Source organism: Marinobacter maroccanus, from assembly GCF_002933275.1.
In the GTDB taxonomy this organism is placed as follows: Bacteria; Pseudomonadota; Gammaproteobacteria; order Pseudomonadales; family Oleiphilaceae; genus Marinobacter; species Marinobacter maroccanus.
Genome location: NZ_PSSX01000002.1, coordinates 187,965 through 212,960, shown reverse-complemented (window position 1 = coordinate 212,960; position 24,996 = coordinate 187,965). Strand labels below are relative to the sequence as shown.

The following is a 24,996-nucleotide window of genomic DNA, read 5'->3' as shown; positions in this document are numbered from 1 at the left end:
GAGTAAGCAGCATGCATCCAGCACTTTGGGTCAGCAAGACCGGGTTGAGCGCTCAGGACACCAACATGTCCACCATTTCCAACAACCTGGCGAACGTCAACACCACTGGCTTCAAGCGGGACAGGGCCGTGTTTCAGGACCTTCTGTACCAGATCAACCGGCAACCCGGCGGTCTGACAACCCAGAACTCCGAATTACCTTCCGGCCTGCAGCTGGGTACCGGTGTGCGGGTTGTGGGTACAGCCAAGCAATTCTCCCAGGGCAACCTGCAGATTACCGAGCAGCCCCTGGATATGGCCATCAATGGCCGCGGCTTCCTGCAGGTTCAGTTACCGGATGGCCAGATTGCCTACACGCGGGATGGCCAGTTCCAGCTCAATGCTGACGGTGATGTGGTCAACCCGGATGGATACCCGCTGGAACCGGCCATCAATGTGCCGGAGAACGCCACCAATATAACCATTGGTAAAGACGGCACCGTGACGGCAGTAACGGATGATCAGGCGGCACCGGTAAACCTGGGCCAGATTACTCTGGTGGATTTCATCAATCCCCAGGGCCTTCAGGCCATCGGTAACAACCTGTTCAAGGCGACCAACGCCAGTGGCGATCCTGCGGAAGGTGAGCCCGGGCTGGCCGGATTGGGCAGTATTGAGCAGGGCTCCGTAGAGTCGTCCAACGTTGAGGTGGTTGAGGAGCTGGTGAACATGATTACCACCCAGCGGGCCTACGAGATGAACTCGAAAGTGGTCTCCACAACCGACCAGATGCTCCAGTTCATCACCAACAACATTGGCTAACGCGGCCAGAGGTAAGGTCATGAAACTGATGACAAGCAATCGGACAGCCCGAGGCGCCAGTACCCTGGCGACTGTGGTGGTTCTCATTCTGCTGCAGGGATGCACCGCCATGAGCCGCCCGCGGGCAATTCCGGATGATCCCGAGTTTGCGCCGGTTCGCCCTCAGGCCATGATGCAGCGGGACAGCGCCTCTGGTTCGATCTATCAGGTCTCGCGGAACTACAACTTTTACGGCGATACCGTGGCGTTGAATGTTGGTGATGTTCTGACGGTGAATCTGCAGGAATCCACCCGCGCCAGCAAGAATGCCGAAACCAGCATCACCAAGGACAATGAAATTTCATTGCCGGAGCCGACTATTCTTGGCAAGAACAATTTCGGGATTGCCACCTCACTGAACAACGAGCGCGACTTCGAGGGCTCGGCAGAGGCTGATCAAAGCAACAGCCTTGCCGGCAGCATTACCGTCACGGTGACTGAGGTACTGCCGAACGGCGTTCTTCGCATTCGCGGCGAAAAGTGGCTGTCTCTGACCAATGGCGACGAATACATTCGCCTGACCGGACTGGTACGCCCCCAGGATATCCAGCCCGATAACTCTGTTGCCTCCAACCGTATTGCCGATGCCCGGATCGCCTACGGCGGCACTGGTGATTTTGACCAGGCAAACCAGATGGGCTGGCTGGCACGCTTCTTCAACAGTGAGTGGTGGCCTCTATGAGCTTGCGCCGTTTAATTGTCTGGGTGCTTGCCCTGGCTGTAGTTTCGGCCCCGGTATTGGCAGACCGCCTGAAGGACCTGTCCCGAATCAAGGGTGTCCGCAACAACCAACTGGTGGGTTATGGCCTGGTGGTTGGTCTTGATGGAACCGGTGACAAGGCACCGTTCACCAACCAGACCTTCAGGAACATGATGAATCAGTTTGGCGTGACCCTTCCGGAAGGCGTCAATCCGAATCTTGCCAACGTTGCGGCTGTAACGGTGAGTGCGACATTGCCGCCTTTTGCCAAAGCTGGCCAGGAAATCGACATCACCGTCTCCTCCATCGGCAACGCAGACAGCCTGCGTGGCGGCACCCTTCTGATGACGCCGCTGAAGGGCGCGGACAACAATGTTTATGCCATGGCTCAGGGCAGCCTGGTGGTTGGTGGCTTCGGGGCCCAGGGGCAGGACGGCTCCAGAATCACCGTGAATGTTCCCAGCGTTGGTCGTATCCCCAACGGGGCCACGATCGAGCGCGAGGTAGCTTCGCCGTTCACTCAGGGCGATACCATTACCTTCCATCTGCTGCGCCCGGATTTCACAACGGCACGTCGGGTGGTGGAAGCCGTGAACGACCGGCTGGGCCCGGACATGGCCTATGCCCATGATGCCACGTCGGTTTCTGTGCGAGCGCCCCGGGATCCGTCCCAGCGGGTCAGCTTCCTGTCGATCCTCGAGAACATCGAAGTGGATCCGGCGGAGGATGCTGCGAAAGTCGTGATTAACAGTCGCACCGGCACCATTGTGGTTGGCCAGAATGTTCAGGTCAGCCCGGCAGCAGTGACCCACGGCAACCTGACAGTCACCATTCAGGAAAACCCCAACGTGGAGCAGCCGAATCCCTTTGCCGGTGGTGATACTGCCATTGAGCAGGATTCCCAGATTGCCATTACCGAGGAGCCGGCGCGGATGTTCAAGTTCGGCCCGGCCGTCACGTTGAACGAGATCGTGCAGGCCGTAAACCAGGTAGGTGCGGCTCCGGGCGACGTAATGGCGGTACTCGAAGCCCTGAAACAGGCCGGTGCACTGCGCGCCGAGCTGATTGTTATCTAGGTGGCGTGATGCAGGACTACAAGGTTCAACAGGCCCAGGTTTATACCGACTTCAACGGTCTCAATGCGTTGAAGGCCCAGGCTCGCACTGACAAAGAGTCAGCTCTGCGCGAGGTGGCGCGCCAGTTCGAGAGCCTGTTCCTGTCTGAAATGTTGAAGTCCATGCGTAAGGCCGGCGACGTCTTCTCCGAGGGCAACTACCTGAAGAGCAACCAGTCCGAGCTATACCGGGATATGTTCGACAGCCAGATGAGTCTGACCATGGCGGGAGGCAAGGGCAGCGGTCTTGCCGAGGCGCTCGTTCGCCAATTGGGCAAACAGATTCCGGGCATGGACAATGAAGGCGGCAGGCTTGCTGGCCACAAGGCAAGTCTTGCGGATTATGATCGAAGCCTGCCCGCCCTTACTCCTCAATTGCCTGACCGCCTGCAGAAAGTGGCTTCTGTGGCAGAGAAAGCAGCGTCACCGGTGACCGCTACACCGTCGAATTTGCCGGACCGGTTTGAATCTCCAGAGCATTTCGTCACCGAGCTGCTGCCGGTGGCCGAGCGGATTGCCCGCGATTCGGGCATTGATCCGAAACTCATGGTGGCCCAGGCCGCCCTGGAAACCGGCTGGGGCCGGCACATGATTCGTGGTGAGCAGGGTGAACCCAGTTTCAACCTGTTTGGCATCAAGGCGGATAGTCGCTGGCAGGGCGATGCGGTATCGATCACCACCACGGAATACCGGGAAGGGCTGCCACTGAAGGAGCAGGCCAGCTTCCGGGCCTACCAGGATTACGAATCCAGCTTCCGTGATTATGTCTCGTTCCTGGAATCCAATCCCCGATACCGGGAGGTGCTGTCGGTAGCAGACCAGCCTGAGGTCTTTGCAGAGAAGCTCCAGGAAGCCGGCTATGCGACTGACCCCAACTACGGCAGCAAGATCCGCCAGATCATGAACCGTGACTCACTGATGACACTGTCTATGGGCAGTGACGGGATGAAGGAGTAAACCTTATGGCAGGGCTGATAGGCATTGGTCTGACCGGCATCCTCAGTCATCAGGCTGCGCTGAATACCACAGGCAACAATATAACCAACGCCAACACGCCTGGTTACAGTCGCCAGGAAGTGCTGTTCGAAACCCAGGAAGGCCAGCGCACTGGCGCCGGCACCATTGGCAGCGGGGTGAACGTTGCGGACATTCGGCGCCTGGCCAATGAATACCTGGTTCAGCAGGTGCGGGAAGACAGCACGCTTTACGGCGAGCAACAGGCCCTTAACTCGGAGCTTTCCAGGCTTGATAACCTCCTGGGCGGTGAAACCACGGGCCTCAGCAATGCCCTGAACAACTTTTTTGCCAGCCTGCAGAACGCAGCCGAGGATCCGACGTCTCTGCCACAGCGCCAACTGGTTCTGAGCGAGGCGCAACAGGTTGTTAACCGGTTCCAGGCCTTGAATCAGGAGTTCATTCAGCAGCGGGAATCCATCAAGACCCAGATGCAGCAGGGTGTGAAGGATGCCAATACCCTGCTAAAGAGCATTGCGGAACTGAATCTGGCGATTTCTGAATCACCAGGCATTGCCCAGGGGCAAATGCCCAACGAGCTGTTGGACAAGCGGGACGAGAAACTGCGTCAGCTTTCCGAGCTGGTCAGCATCAAGGTAACTCCGACCGACGGCAGCCAGGTTAACGTGTCACTGTCGAACGGCCTCTCTCTCGTGGTTGGCAGCAATGCTTCCACTCTTGGCACCCGGGAAAACGCCGAGGATCCGACCCGTCTGGAATTCACCCTGAACAACGGTGGCCGAACTCTCAATATTGATGAGCAGATAACCGGCGGCAAGTTGGGGGGGCTTCTGCGTTTCGATACCGAAGGTCTGAAACCGGCTTTCGATGAGCTTGGCAGAATTGCCATTGCACTCTCCGACACCATGAACCATCAACATGAAATCGGGATGGATCTGGAAGGCGAGCTTGGCGGCCTGTTCTTCACTGACGTCAATTCGCTGGAGGCACAACGCAGCCGGGTGGTCCCTAACGGGAATAACGCGGCCTCCACCACCGGCCAGCTTGCCGTAGAAATAACCGACAGCTCTGCGCTCCCCGCAGGGCGGTGGACGCTTCAGTTCAGTGGCGACGGGCGGAGCTACGAACTGATTGATCAGGCAACGGGAAAAACCGTGAACCAGGGCCGTTTGCCGGACCCGTCCCAGTCTGAGATTACCATGCCCGGCTTCAACATCCGGGTTGAAGGCGGCACCTTCAATGCTGGTGACAAATACCTGATTCAGCCCAGTCGAAATGCTGCTGAAAGTATCGGTCTGGTGGTTAATCGGGAAGAGGACCTGGCCTTTGCGAGCCCGGTTCGTGCGACGACCGGAGATAACAATATCGGAACCGGCAAGATCGATCAGGGCACCATGTTGAACGTGAGGAATCCGTTCACCAACTCCTTGTTACCCGCTTTCCAGTCGTCTGGGCAATTGACGAATGGCCCGATAACCGTAACGTTTGATGATCCGGGTACCGGCCTGGTGTTCACTGTGACAGACGGCAGTGGCAATCCCATAGGCACCGCTAATCGTCCTTACACGCCTGGTGTTGCCAATGAACTGTTCAGTGACAATCCAGCGGATGGTGCCGAGTATCAGGGCTTTCAGTTCAAGATAACCGGTCAGCCGGCTGACGGTGACACCTTCGAGATCAATTACAACTCCAACGGCGTTTCTGACAATAGGAACGCGGAACTGCTGGCCGCCCTCGGTACGGCCAATACCCTGAACGGCGGCAGCCAGAATTTTTCCGAAGGTTATGCGGGGCTTGTTGAAGATATCGGTGTTAAAACGCGCCAGAGTCAACTGGATGTGGATGCCGGGAAAACCCTTCTGGAACAGTCAACCAACCAGCGGGAATCGGTATCTGGTGTCAACCTGGATGAGGAAGCCGGCCGCCTGATCCAGTATCAGGCCGCATACAATGCCTCGGCCCAGGTGATGTCGGTGGCCCAGGACCTGTTCAATACCCTGTTACAGAGTTTCCGGTAACGGTTGAGGTGATGTGACATGATCAGAATTTCATCACAGCAGATTTTTTCGGGCGGTATCAATCGGCTCCAGGAGCTGAATGCCAGCCTGAACAACACCCAGCAACAGATCTCCACCGGAAAACGGGTCAACAAACCGTCTGACGATCCGGTGGCTGCAGCCCGGATTCTGAAACTGGACCAGGAGCTTTCGCGGGTTCAAACCTACCAGCGTAATGTTGATCTGGCGGATAATCGTCTGAAGCAGGAAGAGAGTGCGCTGGAAAGCTCAATCGATGTGATTCAGCGGATCCGCGAATTGACGGTTCAGGCCGGTAACGGTTCTTTGTCGGCCAACGACCGGCGCTCGATTTCTTCGGAGCTGGAGGAGCGACTGGGGCAGCTGGCGAATATTGCCAATACCCGGGATGCCTCCGGCGAATATATTTTCAGTGGGTTCCAGGGCTCGGTGAAGGCCTTTGAGCAGGATCCCTCAGGTAGTTGGGTGTACCAGGGAGACGAGGGGCAGCGAGTCCTGGAGATTGATGACGGCGTTACCGTCCCCATCAGTGATAACGGCAAGGACATTTTCGTCCGGGTTCCCGCTGCAATAACCGGCGAGCACAGCACTGTGATTACACCGGCCGCCTCCATTTCCGGGGTCAGTCTGGTTAACGAAGCAGATCTTGCTGCGGAGTATCCCAATTCATTCCCGGACGACATCACGGTCGAGGTTGGTGTCGGTGGGAATATCATTGCAACCGACAGCCAGGGAGATGTTTTGACCAACGTGAATCCGGCTACCTACCAGAGCGGAGAACCGTTTACGGTAGCGGGGGTTGAGGTAACCCTGAAAGACGTAGTGCCCGGCGCCGGTGACGTTTTCACCCTGAAAATCAACGAAAAGCAGTCGGTGTTCGGCACCATCGAAAACCTGATTTCCGGTCTTAACAATATCGACAAGAGCAGCCCGGGCGGACAGGCCGAGTACGATGACCTGATCGCCAATTCGCTGATCAACCTGGACAACGCCCAGGAGACCATCATCCTCAAGCAAACCGAACTCGGTGGCCGGATGAACGCGGTGGAATCGACCAAGACCTTCCTTGAGGATTCTTCGGTTTATACCAATGAAATCCGGTCCCAGTTACAAGACGTGGACTACGCAGAAGCGATCAGTAACCTGAGTTTCCAGAGCTTCGTGCTGCAGGCAGCCCAGCAGTCGTTTGCGCAGGTATCGAGGCTGTCATTGTTCGACAGATTGTAAATATCTGAACCAGCGGGCAGTTCTGTCCGCTGGCTTATTGCTTTCGCGATTTAGCTCAGTATAATCCCCAACACTCTCCGATGGCGGCGTGGTGAAATTGGTAGACACGACGGATTCAAAATCCGTTGGGGTAAAACCCGTGGCGGTTCGAGTCCGCCCGCCGCTACCATCTTCTTTCCTTCGGCGTCGTTAACAGTCCATTCCATGAATGTCTCCGATTTTCATTTTGACCTGCCGGACGAATTGATCGCCCGCTATCCGCTCAAAGATCGCAGCGCATCACGGTTGCTTTGTCTTGACGGTCTTTCCGGCAAGCTCGACCACCGCATTTTCAGTGAACTTCCTGACCTTCTCCAGCCCGGCGACCTGCTGGTGTTTAATAACACCCGGGTGATTCCTGCACGCCTTTTCGGCAAGAAGGAGACCGGTGGCCAGGTTGAGGTGCTGGTTGAGCGGGTAACCGGGGAGCATGAAATCATCGCCCATGTTCGTGCCTCAAAAGCATTGAAGGAAGGGCAGAAAGTCATCCTGGAAGATGGCACATCGTTGATCATGTCCGGTCGGGATGACGCTCTGTTCCACCTGGTATGCGAGTCTGATGAGCCGGTGCTTGAGGTGCTTGAGCGGATTGGCCACATGCCGCTGCCGCCTTACGTTGATCGACCGGACGAATCCACTGATCGGGAACGCTACCAGACTGTTTACGCCAGGGAGGCCGGCGCCGTCGCCGCACCTACGGCGGGACTGCACTTCGATGAGGGCTTGCTGGGGAAGCTGGCCGCCTGTGGAATCGAAAGCACCTTTGTGACGCTGCACGTGGGTGCCGGCACCTTCCAACCCGTTCGGGTGGAGAAAATCGAAGATCACACCATGCACAGCGAGGTGGTGAACGTGCCCCAGGACGCCGTTGACGCGATCGAACGGACCCGGGCAAGGGGAGGGCGTGTGGTTGCCGTAGGTACCACGTCGGTTCGCTCTCTGGAGTCGGCCAGTCGCGGCGGCCGCCTGAGGGCGTTCACCGGTGAGACTGACATCTTTATTTACCCGGGGTATCGGTTCCAGACCGTTGATGCCCTGGTAACGAACTTCCATCTGCCGGAGTCCACCCTGATCATGCTGGTCAGTGCGTTCGCCGGCTATGACAATGTGATGGAGGCCTACCGGGAAGCGGTGAGGGAACGTTATCGTTTTTTCAGTTACGGTGACGCCATGTTTATTACCGGGCAGGAACCCAGCCGTGGCATGTTGCTTGGGGCAGCCCTGGAATCCAATGAAGCCGGTAACAATAATGCCGGGGAGGCTTTGTGACACAAACCTGTTTCATGTCGTTCGAAAAACTGGGAGAGGATGGGCGTGCCCGTCGTGGCCGGCTGACGTTTCCCCGGGGCACAGTTGAAACACCCGCATTCATGCCCGTCGGCACCTACGGCACCGTCAAGGGTATGCTGCCCCGCGATATCCATGAAATCGGCGCAGAAATCATCCTGGGGAACACGTTTCACCTGATGCTCCGGCCGGGCACTGAGGTGGTCAAGGCGCACGGCGACCTGCATGATTTCACGCAGTGGCAGGGGCCGATCCTGACCGATTCCGGCGGCTTCCAGGTGTTCAGCCTGGGCGAAATGCGCAAGATTACCGAGGACGGCGTCACCTTCCGGTCACCGGTAGACGGCTCGCCGGTGGAGTTGTCCCCGGAGATTGCTATTCAGGTGCAGAGGGATCTGGGATCGGACATCGTCATGATTTTTGACGAATGCACGCCTTATCCTGCCACCGAACGCCAGGCAAAAGATTCCATGGAGTTGTCCCTGCGCTGGGCGCAACGGAGCAAGGATGCCCACGAGGGCAATCCCGCGGCATTGTTCGGCATTGTCCAGGGTGGCATGTACGAGGACCTGCGGGACCGTTCCCTGGACGGGCTCACAGACATTGGCTTTGACGGCTATGCCATTGGTGGCCTCTCGGTTGGCGAGCCCAAGGAAGACATGATCCGGATTCTGGACCATTTGCCGCCGAAGATGCCGGAGGACAAACCGCGGTACCTGATGGGCGTGGGGCGCCCGGAAGATATTGTTGAGGCCGTCCGGCGTGGAGTGGACATGTTTGACTGCGTGATGCCGACCCGAAATGCCAGGAATGGTTACCTGTTCACCTCAACCGGGATTGTAAAGATCCGCAATGCACGGCACCGCCATGATACCGCGCCGCTGGATGAGCGTTGTGATTGTTACACCTGTAAGAATTTTTCGAGAAGTTATCTGCATCATCTGGATAAATGTGGGGAAATGCTGGGCTCCCAGCTGAATACCATCCACAACCTCAGGTTCTATCAGAACCTGATGGCTGGATTGCGTGGGGCCATTGAAGCAGGTACATTGTCGGACTTTGTAACCGACTTCTATGCCCTGCGCGGAGAGACCGTTCCGCCCCTGGGCAATGTTTGATCTATTCGCTAAACCAACGGAGATATTCAATGAAATCTATTAAAATGCTCGTTGCCGGCCTTTTGGCTCTGATGCCTGCTCTGGCCATGGCACAGGACCCGGGTGCTCAGGGAATGGGCGTTATGGGCCAGGTGATCTTTTTTGCAGGCTTCATCCTGATTTTCTATTTCCTGATCTGGCGTCCGCAGTCCAAGCGTGCGAAAGAGCACAAGGCCCTGATGTCCGGCCTGAACAAGGGTGACGAAGTTGTGACCTCCGGTGGTGTTGCCGGCAGGATCACCAAGGTAACCGACGATTTCATCGTTGTGGAAGTTGCCGACAACGTAGAGATCAAGGTCCAGAAAGTAGCCGTTGCTGCGGCTCTGCCGAAGGGCACGCTCAAGGACATCTGAGCGGGGCCATTTAGCCGGCCATCCCTGGTGGCCGGTCTGAATCTTCCTGGCTGAAACACCAAGGCCGGCCACCAGGCCGGCTACAAGGGATCCCATGCTGAACAAGTATCCGCTTTGGAAAAACCTGGTTATCCTGGTCGCGCTCGTGATCGGGTTTATCTACGCTTTGCCCAACCTCTTCCCCGACGATTACGCCATCCAGATCACTGGCGCCCGTAGTAGCACCGATGTGAATGCCGGTGTGCTCGACAGGGCTGTTGATGTTCTGGAAAGCCGGGGCATCGAGGTGAAAAGCAGTACTCTTCAGGATCGGGATGCTCTGATCCGTCTCACCAACTCTGAAGACCAGTTACAGGCTCGCCCTCTGGTACAGGCCGCCCTGGGCAATGATTATCTGGTGGCGCTGAACATGGCTGCGTCAACGCCCGGTTGGCTCAGAAGTCTTGGCGCGGGCCCGATGAAGCTCGGTCTGGACCTCCGCGGAGGTGTTCACTTCCTTTTGGAAGTTGATATGCAGACGGCGGTCAACCAGCGGCTCGAAGCTATGTCTGGCCAGATCAAGCGGGACCTGCGGGAAGAGCGCATTCGCTACCGTGGTGGCGATGTACAGGACAATCGGCAGATTGTTCTGAGCTTCCGGGACGAGGCCGCCCGGTCTGAAGCCTTCAGTCTCGTCCGAGGCCAGTACAACGAATTTCTCCTTGATGAGCAGACCGAGGGAGACGAGTTCCTTCTCGTGCTGACACTGTCCGAGTCGGAAGTGTCCGCGATTCAGGATTATGCCCTTGAGCAGAACCTGACAACGATCCGTAACCGGGTGAACGAACTGGGTGTCGCCGAGCCTCTGGTTCAGCAGCAGGGCGCCGACCGCATTATCGTTGAGCTTCCCGGTGTGCAGGACACTGCTCAGGCCAAGCGGGTTCTCGGTGCCACTGCGAATCTTGAGTTCCGTATGGAGGCACGTCAGGATGCCCCGAACAGTGAAACCGAGCAATATAGCTTCCGGGATCAGCCTCAGCGCACCGCCCGTCTTGAGCAGGAAGTTATTGCTACCGGTAATAATGTAGCCAATGCCCAGCAAGCCTTTGATGAAAACGGGCAGCCCCAGGTCAACATCACCATGGATTCAGTTGGCGGTGATCTGATGAACCGGGCTACCCGCAATGCCATTGGTCGCAGGATGGCCGTGCTGTTCATCGAGTATCGCACGGAAACCGAAACCAGAATGGTGGATGGTGAGCCTCAGGAAGTGGAGAACCGCGTTGTGGAAAAGGGCATTATCAGCCTGGCCACCGTGCAATCCGCTCTGGGCAGCAGTTTCCGGATTACCGGGCTTGATTCCATTCCAGAAGCTGCGGAACTGGCATTGTTGCTGCGTGCTGGCGCGCTGGCGGCTCCAATGTATTTTGTTCAGGAAAGGACCATTGGGCCGAGCCTTGGTCAGAAGAACATCGATGCCGGCATGATGTCGGTAGCGCTTGGCTTCGGTCTGGTGCTGTTGTACATGCTGGTCTACTACCGTGGGTTTGGCGTTGTTGCAAACATTGCCCTGACACTTAACCTGATGCTGCTGGTAGCGTGTATGTCGATCCTGTCCGCGACTCTGACCCTGCCGGGTATCGCCGGTATTGTTCTGACCGTTGGTATGGCGGTGGATGCCAACGTACTGATCTTCGAGCGGATAAAGGAAGAGCTCAAATCCGGTGCGCCGCCCCAGACGGCGATCAACTCCGGTTATTCCCGGGCCTTCGTCTCCATTTTTGATGCCAATATCACCACCTTGCTGGTTGCCGTCATTCTCTTTGCCATGGGCTCCGGTCCGGTGAAAGGCTTTGCGGTGACACTGTGCATCGGGATCCTGACCTCGATGTTCTCTGGCCTGATGGTCAGCCGCAGCATCGTTAACCTTGTTTACGGCGGCCGCAGGGTCGAGAAGCTGTCGATCGGAGGAAAGCTCGCCAATGTCTGAAGATCATAAGCAACCGTTTGATTTCATGGGGTTGCGGAAAATTGCTTCCGTAATCTCCATCTCGCTGATTGTTGTGTCCATTGCGCTGCTGGCGACCCGTGGCCTGAACCTGGGTATGGACTTCACCGGCGGTACGTCCGTTGAATTTGAGTATGCGGAAGCCCCGCAGCTTGATGAAATCCGGTCCAGGCTCAATGCAGCCGGCTATGAGCAGTTCTCCGTCCAGAATTTCGGGGCCGATACCACAGTTCTGGTGCGGATGGCCGAGGCTGACAACGATCAGCTGGCCCCCGAGGTAACCCGAACCCTGAAAGAGGGTGGTGCAGAGCTTGAACTGGTAAGTTCCGAGTTCGTTGGTTCGCAGGTCGGTGAGGAGCTCAAGGAAGACAGCGGCCTGGGATTGCTGATTGCTCTGGCGGTCGTGCTGATCTACGTGGGTATGCGCTTCCAGTTCAAGTTCGGTATTGCTTCGGTGGTGCCTCTGGCCCACGACGTGATCATCGTTCTGGGTGTGTTCGCGTTGTTCCAGTGGACGTTTGATCTGACTGTTCTGGCCGCGCTGCTTGCGGTTATCGGCTACTCACTGAACGATACCATCGTTGTTGCGGACCGGATCCGGGAGAATTTCCGCAAGATGCGTGTGGGTGAGCCCTGGGACATTATCAATGAGTCTATTCACCAGACCATTGCCCGGACAATCAACACCTCCGGTACTACCTTGATCGTGTTGTTGGCGCTGTATTTCCTGGGTGGTGAGGCGATTAATAACTTTGCCCTGGCTTTGATTATTGGTGTGATTGTCGGTACCTACTCGTCCATATACGTTTCTGCCAACCTTCTGATGGTCATGGGTGTGTCTCGTGACGACCTGATTGTTCCGCCGAAGGAGGGGGCAGAAAACGCAGAAGAGCAAGAAGAGCCGCCAGAGTGGCTGAACAGGATGTAAATCCATTTGCTCTGCCAATTTCGGCCACAAAAAAACCGCCACGCAATGTTGGCGGTTTTTTTGTGCCCGCTGGGGCCGAAAACCTTAACGAGGCAGGCGACCCCGGAATGGGTGCAGTACTTTCAGGACTTCACGGAACAGTTTCGGGTTTGCCACTACCAGTTGGCGGGCATTACCGGTCGACGGGTTACCGGAGAAGTCACCGGTCAGTGCGCCGGATTCCATGGCCAGTGTGACGCCAAGATCCAGGTCGCTGGCTTCCGGGCGAAAAATGATCGCCGCGTCCATCAGGCCAGCGGAAACCCTGGCGATATCCAGAACTACACAGCCAGATGTGCGGAACATGCCGGAATCCCGTGCCAGCACAGCGGCCATCTCACCCCAGAGCATCGGATCTTCGCTCTTGCGGGCCTGGTCGAGCAGGTTGGTGGCGATGGCCGCTTTCTCTGGCAGTTTGATTTCCGAAGCGCGTACCCGGCGGCTGTTCAAAGCGGCGCCGTGGCCACGACTGGCGGAGTATTCTTCGCCGGTAACGGGGTTCACCAGAAGCAGGTTTTCGGTTCGGTTATTCTTTTTCTGGGACAGCGCCAGAGCAAACTCCGGAATGCCCCGAAGGAAATTCTCACGGCCCAGGACTGGAAAAATATGCCAGCTTTTCTCGCTGGTTCCGGCATTCGCTTCGTTCAATGGCGCGATGCTGTGGTCCTTGTAGGCCTTTTCGAGCTGTTCGGCAAAGTTGTCGTAAATAGACTGCTCGACCCGTTCCAGCTGACGACGGCGTTCGGAGTCGTCCTTGCCGGTGGGTTCCTGGCGCTCGAAATGGGCTTTCAGATAATCGGACCCCTGACGCGCGACGCGCAGGGCCATTTTAATAGCTGGTTGCATCTGAGTGTTCATTATCCGGGTGTGTGAAGGCCGGGTATCATAGCAAAAGATCACCCCGCTTGTATGTTTTTTGACTCAGCAATAGCACGGATAACCAGAGGTTACGGGTTCTCCGGAGGGGCAGGGTGAGGGTGCTTTCTGCTATCATTGCCGCCCTGATCAATAACCTTGGGCCTGCTAACAATGCACAAAAGCGCACTTCCACAGGAAGGGACGGAAACATTTCAGGATCAGATCCGGATTGTTCTGGTAGAGACATCCCATTCAGGCAACATCGGCGCTGTCGCCCGTGCCATGAAAAATATGGGGCTGGGAAATCTGTGGCTGGTCAATCCCTGTTCCTTTCCGGATGAAACTTCGTATGCGCGCGCGGCGGGTGCTTCGGATGTACTTGATAATGCACAGGTGGTTTCATCACTGGATGATGCCCTGGCTGATTGCGTGCTGGTTATGGGCACGAGTGCCCGTGGAAGGAAGGTGCCCTGGCCGGTCTGCGCCCCCCCTGAGGCGGCAGCCGCTGCTGCAGGGCATGCTGAGAGCGGCCCGGTTGCCATGGTGTTCGGAAGAGAGAATCATGGTCTCAGCAACGACGAGCTGCAGCGCTGCCATTATCACATTCATATTCCGTCCAACCCGGATTACAGCTCCCTTAATCTGGCCATGGCGGTACAGGTGATGTGTTATGAGTTGCGTATGTATTATCTGCGAAGCCTTGAAGGCGGTGAAGGAAGCCCATACCTAAAGTCGATGACCAGGCCCGGGGATGAAGGCTGGGATGTGCCGCCGGCCAAAGTTCACGATGTCGAGGGCTTTTTCGGGCACCTGGAGCAGGTGCTGATTGATGTGGATTTCCATCGACGGGAGAACCCCAGGCAACTGATGACGCGCTTGCGGCGACTGTTCCAGCGGGCCAGACTGGATCAGATGGAAATCAACATTCTCAGGGGTATTCTCACTGCTGTTCAGAAGGCGGCAGGCACGCGGAATAACAGCAAATCAACCGAGGCCGGCACTGCGGCGACGGAACAGGATAATGGCCATGTTTGAGCGTTTGCGGGAAGACATTAACAGCGTGTTCCACCGGGATCCCGCCGCGAGGAACACCTTTGAGGTTCTGACCAACTACCCGGGCTTGCACGCGCTGCTGTTTCATCGGTTTTCCCATTGGTTGTGGAGTCTCGGTCTGAAATGGCTTGCCCGCACCATTTCCACCATTGCCCGGTGGCTGACCGGTATCGAGATTCATCCGGGGGCGACCATTGGCCGCCGGTTCTTCATTGACCACGGCATGGGAGTGGTTATTGGCGAGACCACGGTGATCGGCGATGACGTGACCCTCTATCAAGGTGTCACCCTGGGCGGAACCAGCTGGAACAAGGGCAAGCGCCATCCCACGATCGGTAACAGTGTCGTGGTTGGTGCCGGTGCAAAGATTCTGGGGCCGTTTGAAGTGGGCGAGGGTGCCAAGATCGGCTCAAATTCAGTGGTGACAAAGGAAGTGCCCGCAGGTGCAACCGTGGTTGGTATTCCAGGCCGCGTCATCGTCAAACGCAAAGGCGAAGATGACGCACGCCGCAAGGAGATGGAAGAACGCATGGGCTTCGATGCCTATGGTGTAACAGAGGAAATGCCAGACCCGGTTGCCCGGGCCATGCGCTCGCTGCTTGATCACATGCATGCGGTGGATGACCGCATCGAGAACATGTGCAAGGCCCTGCGCAAGGTGAACAGCGAGTACCAGAATGGCGAGTTGCCACCGTTACAGGAAGAGGACTTTGATTGCGTCCGGGATGACGATGAGGTGCGCCGCTGAATACTTGACTGAAATGGTTGGTCAATTCATACTCTCAGCTGCGTTTTTGAGATTCAATCCCGTCATGGGGCTGACACTATGAAGTTGACCACCAAAGGCCGCTATGCCGTAACGGCAATGCTTGATCTGGCTCTGCATGGAGACCAGGGGCCGGTGAGTCTCGCCGATATTTCGGCCCGTCAGGAAATCTCACTGTCCTACCTGGAACAGCTTTTCTCCCGTCTCCGCCGCCAGAAGCTGGTTATCAGTATTCGTGGCCCCGGTGGAGGTTACAGGCTCAGCCGTCCGGCGGCTGAACTTTACATTGCCGAAGTTGTCGATGCCGTCAGCGAATCGCTGGACACCACCAGGTGCGGCAACAAGGGCGATTGCCAGAATGGCGAGAAGTGTCTGACCCACCACCTCTGGTCTGATCTCAGCGATCAGATTCATCAGTTTCTCAGCGAGATCAGCCTTGGAGATCTGATGAGAAAGCATGAAATTCGCCAGGTTGCGGACCGGCAGAATCGCCGTCAGTCTGACAACGGCTCTGAAACCATCAACACCGAACGCCTGTCTGATCAGGCGCCGGCCTGACACCAACAAGTTTCCGGAATCCATGAAAAAGCCCGTTTATATGGACTACGCGGCCACCACGCCCGTTGATCCTGCTGTCGCCGATGAAATGATGAAGTACCTCACGCTGGATGGCGTGTACGGTAATCCTGCGTCCCGAACCCACGCTTATGGCTGGCAGGCGGAAGCGGCTGTGGAAGCCGCCCGCAAGCAGGTTGCCGGGCTGATTCACGCCGACCCCCGTGAAATTGTCTGGACGTCAGGCGCCACAGAATCGGATAACCTGGCGATCAAGGGCGCCGTTGCCGGCCGTAAGGATGCTCACATTGTCACCTCGAAGATTGAGCACAAGGCGGTTGTGGATACCTGCAAGTGGCTGGAGCACCAGGGTACTGAAGTGACCTGGCTGGATCCCGCCGCCGATGGAACGATCAGTTGTGATCAGGTGTTGGGTGCGCTGAAGGAAAATACCGTGCTCGTTAGCCTGATGTTGGTAAATAACGAGCTGGGAACCATCAACGATATTGCTGCCATTGGTGGTGAATTACGCCAGCGAGGCGTTCTTTTCCATGTGGACGCGGCTCAGGCCGGCGGCAAGATGGCTATTGACGTTAGCTCCATGCCAGTAGATCTTCTGGCGCTGTCCGGGCACAAGGTTTATGGCCCGAAGGGCGTTGGCGCTCTGTATGTAAGGCGCTCGCCGGATGTTCGTATCGAGGCGCAGATTCACGGCGGTGGGCATGAACGGGGAATGCGTTCCGGAACCCTGCCGACCCACCAGATTGTGGGAATGGGAAAGGCGTTCGCGCTAGCCCAATCCGGGCTTGAGGAAGAAATCGATAAACTGGAGGCGCTCCGGAAGTCCTTTCTGGCGGGGCTTCAGTCTCTTGAGGGTGTCAGTCTAAACGGCAGCGAAAGCAGTCGAGTCCCCGGTATCGTGAACCTATCCTTTGACGGCGTTGATGCAGAGTCCCTGATGCTGGGTCTGCGGGATCTGGCGGTCTCCTCCGGTTCGGCCTGTGCATCGGCCACAGTCGAGCCGTCTTACGTTCTCCGTGGCATTGGGCTGAGTGATGAGCAGGCCCATCGTGCACTGCGTTTTTCCCTCGGACGGTTCACAACCGAAGAGGAAGTGGCCTTTGCCAGTTCGCAAATAGTTGATGTTGTTAGCCGCCTCCGTGCAGTGCGGTAGGAAGTTTGCCCCGGACTGCGTATAATCGCAGGCCAGAATTTTTACCATCCACAGACTGGAGAAAGACCATGGCAACTGAGCGCACGCTCTCGATTATCAAGCCCGACGCGGTAGCAAAAAACGTGATCGGCGAAATTTACAGCCGCTTCGAGAAAGCCGGCCTGAACATTGTTGCTGCCAAAATGATGCACCTCACCCAGGAGCAGGCAGAAGGCTTCTACGCAGAGCACAAAGAGCGTCCGTTCTTTAACGATCTGGTTGCTTTCATGACCTCCGGCCCTGTGGTTGTTCAGGTTCTGGAAGGCGAGGGCGCTATCCTGAAGAATCGTGATCTGATGGGCGCAACCAATCCGAAGGAAGCCGACGCTGGCACCATCCGTGCGGATTTCGCCTCTTCCATCGACGCGAACGCCGTTCACGGCTCTGATTCCGCGGCTTCTGCCGAGCGCGAAATCGCTTATTTCTTCAATGACAACGAAATCTGCCCGCGGGGCTGATTGCGTTGATCGGAGGCGATCGTCCGGTCGCCTCTGAATTGGTTATCTGATCGAGGTTATGAAATGACAGCGGCCGCTGAAAAAACCAATCTGCTGGGGATGCCGAAAGCAAAGCTCGAAGCTTTCTTTGAATCCCTGGGGGAGAAGCGTTTTCGTGCCACCCAGGTTTTGCAGTGGATCCATCAGCGTGGCGCTGATGACTTCGATCAAATGACCAATATGAGCAAGGCACTGCGGGAAAAGCTGAAGCAGGTTGCCGAGATCCGTGGTCCTGAGGTGGTTTACGACGAAACGTCCAAAGACGGCACCCGGAAATGGGTGATGCGCATGGACAACGGCAACAGTGTTGAGACTGTGCTGATTCCGGACGGAGAGCGCGGAACCCTTTGCGTGTCCTCGCAGATCGGTTGCAGCCTGGACTGTACCTTTTGCTCCACGGGTAAGCGCGGGTTCAACCGCAATCTCACCGCGGCGGAAGTCATCGGCCAGGTGTGGGTTGCACGCAAGGCCTTCATGCCTTTTGAGCCAGGCCCGGATCGGCCCATTACCAACGTGGTCATGATGGGTATGGGCGAGCCCCTGCTTAATTTCGACAATGTCGTGGATGCCATGAACCTCATGATGGAGGATCTGGCCTACGGGATCTCCAAGCGCCGGGTTACCCTCAGCACGTCTGGTGTTGTGCCGGCTCTGGATCGCCTGTCGGAAGTTACCGATGTTTCACTGGCCATTTCCCTGCATGCGCCGAATGATGAACTTCGTAACAAACTGGTTCCGTTGAATAAAAAGTACCCGATTGCCGAGTTGCTGGCCGCGACCAAGCGTTACTTCGCCCGGTTGCCGGACAAGCGCAAGGCGACGATCGAGTACACCGTCATTGAGGGAATGAACGATCAGCCGGAACATGCCCGTGAGCTTGCCGTGCTGTTACGGGATCTGCCTTGCAAGATCAACCTGATTCCCTTTAACCCGTTCCCGGAGAGTGATTTCCGGAGGCCGAGTATGAATGCGACCCGGCGGTTCCAGGCCGTCCTGAACGAAGCAGGATATATTGCCACTATCAGGACTACCCGGGGTGATGACATCGATGCCGCTTGTGGTCAACTGGTAGGTCGGGTTGAAGACAGAACCCGTCGGAGCCAGAGGTACATTCAGGTTCAGCAGGTGAATCCCTGAACCAGGAACGCCTTACAGCCCAATCGAGGAAGGGGACACCCGTGATAACACCACCAGCAAACCGACGCTTTTCCATGTTAGCCGCCATGCTGCTGACTCTGCTGGTTACAGGTTGCGTTACCACCACCGACAGTCGGTTTTCACGGGAAGCCGATCGTCAGAAGGCCCTCGATAACTATGTGAAACTTGCCACCGCCTATATCGGGCAGGGCAATCTTGAGCGGGCTCGCCATCACCTCGAAAGAGCGCTAAAACTGGATTCGGATGCCCCATCCGCCAGGGCCGCGATGGGCCTGGTGTACAACGCCGAGGGTGAACCGGAACTCGCCGAGCAGAATTTCAAGCGTGCTATTTCCAGGGATCCGGGATTCACCAGGGCTAGGGTCTACTACGGGGCCTTCCTGTTCGGCCAGAATCGGATGGAAGACGCTCGCGACCAGTTCCGGGCCGCGTCCCGGGATACCGGTTATCAGGACCGTGGCTCTGTGTTCTTTAACCTGGGTATGACTCAGGAACGACTCGGCGAGTTGGAGGCTGCAGAGACGTCCTATCGCCGGGCTGTGGAACTCACGCGGGGAGATGCCCGTTCGTTGCTGGCACTTTCCCGGGTTTCCGTCGAGACCGGCAATTACGATGATGCCGCCCGTTACTATTCGCGACTGATCACTTTGATGCAAAGGAATCAGCGTCTGGTTCATTCACCGGAGAGCCTTTTTACAGGGATCCGCATCGCCCGCTATTTTAGCGATGAAAACCAGGAAGCGAGCCTTGCGCTTCAGCTCAGAAACAAATTTCCGGAGTCAGTCGAATACCAACAATATAAGGTGCTGATTTCTAATGGCAACTGAAGAAAACTCACAGCCAGCGATGAAGGAGCCCGTAGGGCAGCAGCTTCAGAAGGCACGGGAAAAAGCCGGTCTGAGTACCGGAGATGTCGCCGCAGCGCAGCATTTGCGCCCTTCAGTCATACAGGCGATAGAGTCGGGAGACTACAGCCAGATTGACAGTGAACTCTTTCTGAAAGGGTATGTCAGGGCGTATGCAAAACAGGTTGGGCTGGATGCGGATGCGGTGATTGCAGATCTGGACCAGGAGCTGGAGCCCATCCGGCAACAGCGGGAACAGGAGCAGGAAGCCAACCCCCTGGTTGATATCGAACGTCGCAGACGTCGTAAACGTCAATTGGCCAAGGCCCTGTTTTTTCTGGTGGTTCTGGGCATTGCCGGTTATCTGGCCTTCACCTTCCTGGCTCCTGAGCAGGATGCAGCACCCTCCGAGGCGGCAACAGAATCTGAGGCTGCACCAGATGATCAGGGTGAAACCGAGGAACTGGCAGCGGCGCCCGAAGCCGAACGCTCCGAGCCCGAAATGGTGGCGAGTGTCGAGGAGCCCGAGCCCGCGGTCATGGAATCTGATCCGGTGGTAACAGAGCAGCGGGAACCGTTGGTAGAGCCGGCTGAACCGGATGCTGGCGAGGCTCAGGCCCCAATTGAGACGGCAGCGGTTGAAGAGAACCGGTCGGAGGCCGTCGAGCCGGTCACCGAGCAGATTCCGACGGTTGTTCAGACGCCCGAGCCGGTGCTTGAAAACCCAAACGGGCTGGCTGAAGTGGCGGATACCGGCCGGCTTCAGATTCGCTTCAGCGATGATTGTTGGGTTCAGGTCAGTGATGCCGCGGGTAACCGGTTGGTGAATTCGCTTCAGCGTAACGGAGATCAGATCGATGTGGCCGGACCAGCCCCGCTACGGGTCGTCATTGGCGCGGTTGATGCGGTCGAATCCATTCGTTTCCAGGGCGAGCCTGTGGACATCGGTGGCTACCGGGTTGTCAACAACCGGTCAGAATTTACCCTGACAATCTGAAACTTGATCAAATTTTCTATATCGGTCAGCAAGACATGAAACAGGATTCCCCGATTACCAGACGCAAATCCCGCCAGATCATGGTGGGCAATGTTCCTGTAGGTGGCGACGCGCCAATTGCGGTGCAGAGCATGACCAACACCAACACCTGCGACGTGGAAGCCACGGTTGGCCAGATCACGGCATTGCAGGAAGCGGGTGCGGACATCGTGCGGGTTTCTGTGCCGTCCATGGACGCTGCAGAGGCGTTCGGAAAGATTCGGGAGCAGGTATCCCTGCCGCTGGTCGCCGACATCCATTTCGATTACAAGATCGCCCTCCGGGTGGCTGAGTTGGGTGTCGACTGTCTTCGTATCAACCCGGGCAACATCGGCCGGGATGATCGTGTCAGTGCTGTCATCAGCGCTGCCCGGGACGGCAATATCCCGATTCGAATCGGTGTGAACGCCGGTTCCCTGGAGAAGTCTCTTCAGCGTAAATACGGTGAGCCCACGGCAGACGCGCTGGTGGAATCCGCCATGCGCCACATCGATATCCTGGACCGCCATGATTTCCAGGATTTCAAGGTCAGCCTGAAAGCGTCCGAGGTGTTCATGACTGTGGATGCCTACCGCAAGATCGCCCAGCAAATCGAGCAGCCGCTGCACCTGGGCATCACTGAAGCCGGTGGCCTGCGCTCGGGTACGGTCAAGTCTTCCATTGGTCTTGGTATGCTACTGATGGACGGCATCGGCGACACTATTCGGGTGTCTCTTGCGGCCGACCCGGTGCAGGAGATCAAGGTGGGTTTCGATATTCTCAAGAGCCTTCGCCTGCGAAGCCGTGGCATTAATTTCATCGCTTGTCCGAGCTGTTCGCGTCAGAACTTCGATGTAATCCAGACCATGAATGATCTGGAGGCGCGGTTAGAGGATGTGAATGACTCCCTCGACGTGGCAATTATCGGGTGCATCGTCAATGGCCCGGGTGAGGCCAAGGTTGCCGATCTCGGCCTTACCGGTGGCAGCCCCAAGAATCTTTTCTACATGGCGGGCAAACCAAACCAGAAGCTGGACAACGCCACACTGACCGACGATCTGGAGCGCCTGATTCGTGAAGAAGTGGCACGGCGCAAGGAACAGGAAGAATCGATCATTGCCCGTTCTGACAACTGATCGTTACCATTCCCGGGCACAACCATCCAGACAGAGTTAAGGGTTAACATTGGCAAAGATTCAGGCAATTCGCGGGATGAACGATATCCTGCCGGAGCAGACGCCCGTGTGGCAGTTTGTGGAATCCACGGTGCGCCGGGTACTGGCTCAGTATGGCTACCAGGAAATCCGTATGCCGATTGTGGAACAGACCGACCTGTTCAAGCGGTCGATTGGTGAAGTCACCGACATTGTCGAAAAGGAAATGTACACCTTTGAGGACCGCAACGGTGACAGCCTGACCCTGCGCCCGGAGGGCACAGCTGGTTGCGTTCGTGCCGCCGAGGAGCATGGCCTGTTGTTCAACCAGACCCGCCGACTCTGGTATACCGGACCCATGTTCCGGCATGAACGCCCGCAAAAAGGGCGCTATCGTCAATTCCACCAGATTGGCGTGGAATGTTTCGGGATGACTGGTCCTGATATCGATGCCGAGCTGCTGATACTGACCGCACGACTCTGGAAAGAGCTCGGGCTTGCTGAGCATACCCGGCTGGAAATCAATTCCATCGGAACGTCCGAATCCCGTCGGGTTTACCGCGCGGGACTGGTGGATTACCTGAGCCAGTTCAAATCAGACCTGGATGCCGACAGCCAGCGTCGCCTGGAGTCTAACCCCCTACGGATTCTGGACAGCAAGGATCCTTCCACCCGTAAGATCCTGGAAAATGCGCCCAGCCTCGACGACTATCTCGATGATGAATCCCGAGAGCATTTCGAGCGTCTGAAAGCTTTGCTGGACGCGGCAGGCGTGGCGTATTCAGTGAATCCGGCGTTGGTTCGAGGCCTGGATTACTACGGCAAGACCGTATTTGAATGGATAACCGACAGTCTTGGTGCCCAGGGCACAGTGTGCGCTGGTGGTCGATACGATGGCCTGGTGGAACAGCTGGGTGGCAAACCGACATTCGCGGTGGGCTTCGCAATGGGCCTGGAGCGCCTTATCCTGCTGCTGGAGACGCTTGAGCTGGTCCCGGATTACGTGAACAGCAATGCCGACATCTATGTAACGGCGATGGGTGAGGTGGCGTTGGCTCCGGCTCTTATACTGGCTGAAAAGCTGCGTGCGGCCTTGCCGGAGCGGGTGATCGTTTCTCACTGTGGCGGCGGCAGTTTCAAAAGCCAGATGAAGAAGGCTGATCGGAGTGGTGCCAGGTACGCGGTCATCCTGGGCGAGAACGAGATTGCCAATGGTACTGCCGGACTTAAGCCCTTGCGTGCTGATGAACCGCAAACCGAGATTGCCCAGGACGAGCTGGCCGCCGCTCTGGCAGCGGCGCTGGCCAACTGAATCTGACCAAATTTACTGATACAAAAGCAAAAATTCGACAACAGGAGTCCTCATGGCAGAGTTGCGCACCGAAGAAGAACAGATCCAGGCGATCAAGGACTGGTGGAAAAAGAACGGCAGTTCTCTGCTGATCGGCATTGGTGCGGCCCTGGCCATTGTGTTTGGCTGGCAGGCTTGGCAGAACCATCAGGCCCAGCAGCGCACCGAGGCAGCGAACCAGTTCGCCAACTTGCTGAATGCCTTCAGTGACCAGGCCGATGAAACCAGCGGCGAAACCATCGCGTTTGTGGCTCAGACCCTGAGGGAAGATTACACAGACAGTGCCTATGCGGTTTACGGCAACCTGATCCTGGCACGCCAGCAGTTGATGCAGGAGGGCAATGCCGAAGCTGCCATTGACTCCCTGAAGTGGGCGCTGGAAAACACTGGCGAGCACCAGGCACTGGCACTTGTGGTGCGCAATCGCCTGGCGCGCGCCCAGTTTTCCGCAGGCCAGTACGAAGAGGCACTGACCACCATTGATGGCGCCGGCGATGCGGATGCGTTTGATGCCATGTACTCCGAGCTCCGTGGCGACATTCTGTTGGCGCAGGGCGACCGGGAGGGCGCACGTGAGGCCTATCTTGCTGCCCGTGAGCAGAGTCAGCAAGGCCGTAGCGGTATTCTGGAACTGAAACTGGCAGACCTCGGTGTCGGGGAGGATGCCTGATGCCGGCTATCCGCGACAGGATCTCAAAACGCGGACTGCTGATGGGGCTGGCACTTATGGCCGCACTTTCCGGCTGCAGCACCACGGATACTTTCGAACAGCCTGTTCCGGTTCCCGAGATTGAGGCGACCGCCGAATTCAAGAGAGTCTGGAGCATGTCCGTGGGCGACGGCCATGATGGCGATTTTCTTTACCTGGCACCCCTTAATACCGGTGATCTGATCTACGCCGCGTCGGCAGATGGTGAGCTTTATGCAGTGGCCTCGGATTCCGGCAAGGTTGTCTGGGAATCAGAATTTGAGGAGCGCATTTTTTCTGGTCTCGGCGGTGATGGGCAGTACCTCTACCTGACCACCGAGAACGCGGATCTGGTAGCCCTCTCCCGTGAGGACGGCTCCGAGGTCTGGCGCCAGCCTCTGCCGACAGAAGTGCTGTCAGCGCCCCAGTCCAATGGCTCGCTCGTTGTTGCCCAGACCACTGATGGCAAGGTTCTCGGCTTCAGCGCCGCTGATGGCGAAAAGCTATGGCAGTATGACGGAACCGTTCCGGTCCTTTCGATGCGAGCCGCTGCTGCACCTCTGGTCGGTGGTGATGTGGTGATTGCATCCTTTGCCAGCGGCAAACTGATCGCGTTGGCGGCAGCCTCGGGGCAGCCGATGTGGCAATACGAAGTGGGCCAGCCTCAGGGGCGTACCGAGCTGGAAAGGCTGGTTGACGTAGCGGGGCAACCTCTGGTTATTGAGACCGCCGTTATGGTGGTTGGCTACCAGGGCAAGCTTGCCCTCGTCGATATTCGTACCGGCCAGGAGATCTGGAGCCGGAAGGCGTCCAGCCTTTACTCGCCAATGATTGGTGGCGGTCAGATCTATCTGGCCTCGGCCAATGGCGACCTTGTTGCCCTGAGGGGCTCGGATCGTCGGGAAGTCTGGACCCAGGATCGTCTTGCCTGGCGCCAGCTGACCCAGCCAATGGTTTATGAAGACCATCTGGTGGTGGGCGATTTCGAAGGCTACCTGCATGCCATTGACCGAGAGAATGGTAAGCTGGTTGGCCAGCTGGAGTTCGACGATGAGGGTATCCGCGTACCGGCACAGCGCCTTGCCAATGGTAACCTGCTAGTTTTTGGCAACAGCGGAAAGATGGCCGTATTCCAGGTTAAGCCGCAGGATTGATCCCCAAT

24 protein-coding genes and 1 tRNA gene are annotated in these 24,996 nt (G+C 57.1%); 24 read left to right on the top strand and 1 reads right to left on the bottom strand.

The window, feature by feature from the left end; all coding sequences use genetic code 11:
* Positions 1-11: 11 nt before the first annotated feature.
* The 12 genes from flgG (at position 12) to secF (ending at position 12,642) form a co-directional block, all read left to right on the top strand.
* Entirely contained in the window at positions 12-800 is a 789-nt protein-coding gene (gene flgG, locus KEHDKFFH_RS03515) for a flagellar basal-body rod protein FlgG (protein WP_104320638.1), read from the top strand.
* Between the two features lie 19 nt (positions 801-819).
* On the top strand, positions 820-1,521 hold the full coding sequence (gene flgH / locus KEHDKFFH_RS03510; protein WP_422385680.1) for a flagellar basal body L-ring protein FlgH: 702 nt from the start codon (positions 820-822) through the stop codon (positions 1,519-1,521).
* Positions 1,518-2,615, top strand: a complete 1,098-nt coding sequence (locus tag KEHDKFFH_RS03505) for a flagellar basal body P-ring protein FlgI (RefSeq protein WP_104320637.1) — start codon at positions 1,518-1,520, stop codon at positions 2,613-2,615. The genes flgH and KEHDKFFH_RS03505 overlap by 4 nt, the downstream gene beginning before the upstream one ends.
* Positions 2,616-2,623: 8 nt before the next feature.
* Positions 2,624-3,610, top strand: a complete 987-nt coding sequence (gene flgJ, locus KEHDKFFH_RS03500; protein ID WP_104320636.1) for a flagellar assembly peptidoglycan hydrolase FlgJ — start codon at positions 2,624-2,626, stop codon at positions 3,608-3,610.
* 5 nt (positions 3,611-3,615) lie between these two features.
* Positions 3,616-5,646, top strand: coding sequence for a flagellar hook-associated protein FlgK (gene flgK / locus KEHDKFFH_RS03495; RefSeq protein ID WP_104320635.1), 2,031 nt, complete (start codon positions 3,616-3,618; stop codon positions 5,644-5,646).
* An 18-nt stretch (positions 5,647-5,664) separates the two neighbouring features.
* Entirely contained in the window at positions 5,665-6,891 is a 1,227-nt protein-coding gene (flgL, locus tag KEHDKFFH_RS03490; protein WP_104320634.1) for a flagellar hook-associated protein FlgL, read from the top strand.
* 82 nt (positions 6,892-6,973) lie between these two features.
* Positions 6,974-7,060 (top strand) — tRNA-Leu (locus tag KEHDKFFH_RS03485).
* A gap of 35 nt (positions 7,061-7,095) precedes the next feature.
* Positions 7,096-8,199: a tRNA preQ1(34) S-adenosylmethionine ribosyltransferase-isomerase QueA gene (gene queA, locus KEHDKFFH_RS03480; RefSeq protein WP_104320633.1), complete on the top strand. Its 1,104-nt coding sequence runs from the start codon at positions 7,096-7,098 to the stop codon at positions 8,197-8,199.
* Between the two features lie 14 nt (positions 8,200-8,213).
* Positions 8,214-9,335 (top strand): tRNA guanosine(34) transglycosylase Tgt, encoded by a 1,122-nt coding sequence (tgt, locus tag KEHDKFFH_RS03475; protein ID WP_104320825.1) that lies wholly within the window; start codon positions 8,214-8,216, stop codon positions 9,333-9,335.
* Between the two features lie 86 nt (positions 9,336-9,421).
* Positions 9,422-9,727, top strand: coding sequence for a preprotein translocase subunit YajC (gene yajC / locus KEHDKFFH_RS03470; RefSeq protein ID WP_241956430.1), 306 nt, complete (start codon positions 9,422-9,424; stop codon positions 9,725-9,727).
* 94 nt (positions 9,728-9,821) lie between these two features.
* Positions 9,822-11,696 carry a protein translocase subunit SecD gene (gene secD, locus KEHDKFFH_RS03465; protein ID WP_104320631.1) on the top strand — a complete coding sequence of 625 codons (1,875 nt, stop codon included), beginning with the start codon at positions 9,822-9,824 and terminating at the stop codon, positions 11,694-11,696.
* Complete coding sequence (gene secF / locus KEHDKFFH_RS03460; protein WP_104320630.1) at positions 11,689-12,642, top strand: protein translocase subunit SecF; 954 nt, start codon at positions 11,689-11,691, stop codon at positions 12,640-12,642. Before secD ends, secF begins: the two co-directional genes overlap by 8 nt.
* An 84-nt stretch (positions 12,643-12,726) precedes the next feature.
* Here secF and KEHDKFFH_RS03455 read toward each other — a convergent pair whose 3' ends face one another.
* Entirely contained in the window at positions 12,727-13,527 is an 801-nt protein-coding gene (locus KEHDKFFH_RS03455; RefSeq protein ID WP_064228066.1) for an inositol monophosphatase family protein, read from the bottom strand.
* A gap of 183 nt (positions 13,528-13,710) precedes the next feature.
* Between KEHDKFFH_RS03455 and trmJ the strand changes: the two genes are divergently transcribed.
* The 12 genes from trmJ (at position 13,711) to bamB (ending at position 24,988) form a co-directional block, all read left to right on the top strand.
* Entirely contained in the window at positions 13,711-14,574 is an 864-nt protein-coding gene (gene trmJ / locus KEHDKFFH_RS03450; protein ID WP_104320629.1) for a tRNA (cytosine(32)/uridine(32)-2'-O)-methyltransferase TrmJ, read from the top strand.
* Positions 14,567-15,340 carry a serine O-acetyltransferase gene (gene cysE, locus KEHDKFFH_RS03445; protein WP_064228158.1) on the top strand — a complete coding sequence of 258 codons (774 nt, stop codon included), beginning with the start codon at positions 14,567-14,569 and terminating at the stop codon, positions 15,338-15,340. The genes trmJ and cysE overlap by 8 nt, the downstream gene beginning before the upstream one ends.
* Positions 15,341-15,418: 78 nt before the next feature.
* The gene (gene iscR, locus KEHDKFFH_RS03440) at positions 15,419-15,916 is read left to right on the top strand and encodes a Fe-S cluster assembly transcriptional regulator IscR (protein ID WP_104320628.1); all 498 of its coding nucleotides are present in this window, start codon (positions 15,419-15,421) and stop codon (positions 15,914-15,916) included.
* Between the two features lie 22 nt (positions 15,917-15,938).
* Positions 15,939-17,087, top strand: a complete 1,149-nt coding sequence (locus tag KEHDKFFH_RS03435; protein ID WP_104320627.1) for an IscS subfamily cysteine desulfurase — start codon at positions 15,939-15,941, stop codon at positions 17,085-17,087.
* A gap of 68 nt (positions 17,088-17,155) precedes the next feature.
* Positions 17,156-17,584, top strand: a complete 429-nt coding sequence (gene ndk / locus KEHDKFFH_RS03430; RefSeq protein WP_069184985.1) for a nucleoside-diphosphate kinase — start codon at positions 17,156-17,158, stop codon at positions 17,582-17,584.
* A 63-nt stretch (positions 17,585-17,647) separates the two neighbouring features.
* Positions 17,648-18,760 carry a dual-specificity RNA methyltransferase RlmN gene (gene rlmN, locus KEHDKFFH_RS03425; protein ID WP_064228071.1) on the top strand — a complete coding sequence of 371 codons (1,113 nt, stop codon included), beginning with the start codon at positions 17,648-17,650 and terminating at the stop codon, positions 18,758-18,760.
* Positions 18,761-18,834: 74 nt separating this feature from the next.
* Entirely contained in the window at positions 18,835-19,608 is a 774-nt protein-coding gene (pilW, locus tag KEHDKFFH_RS03420; protein WP_104320626.1) for a type IV pilus biogenesis/stability protein PilW, read from the top strand.
* Positions 19,598-20,623 (top strand): RodZ domain-containing protein, encoded by a 1,026-nt coding sequence (locus tag KEHDKFFH_RS03415; protein WP_104320625.1) that lies wholly within the window; start codon positions 19,598-19,600, stop codon positions 20,621-20,623. Before pilW ends, KEHDKFFH_RS03415 begins: the two co-directional genes overlap by 11 nt.
* Before the next feature lie 35 nt (positions 20,624-20,658).
* On the top strand, positions 20,659-21,777 hold the full coding sequence (gene ispG, locus KEHDKFFH_RS03410) for a flavodoxin-dependent (E)-4-hydroxy-3-methylbut-2-enyl-diphosphate synthase (protein WP_104320624.1): 1,119 nt from the start codon (positions 20,659-20,661) through the stop codon (positions 21,775-21,777).
* A 49-nt stretch (positions 21,778-21,826) separates the two neighbouring features.
* Positions 21,827-23,107, top strand: a complete 1,281-nt coding sequence (gene hisS, locus KEHDKFFH_RS03405) for a histidine--tRNA ligase (RefSeq protein ID WP_104320623.1) — start codon at positions 21,827-21,829, stop codon at positions 23,105-23,107.
* 52 nt (positions 23,108-23,159) lie between these two features.
* A complete protein-coding gene (locus tag KEHDKFFH_RS03400) occupies positions 23,160-23,816 on the top strand; it encodes a YfgM family protein (RefSeq protein WP_104320622.1) in 657 nt (218 codons plus the stop codon).
* Positions 23,816-24,988 (top strand): outer membrane protein assembly factor BamB, encoded by a 1,173-nt coding sequence (bamB, locus tag KEHDKFFH_RS03395; RefSeq protein ID WP_104320621.1) that lies wholly within the window; start codon positions 23,816-23,818, stop codon positions 24,986-24,988. The genes KEHDKFFH_RS03400 and bamB overlap by 1 nt, the downstream gene beginning before the upstream one ends.
* The last annotated feature ends 8 nt before the right edge of the window (positions 24,989-24,996 follow it).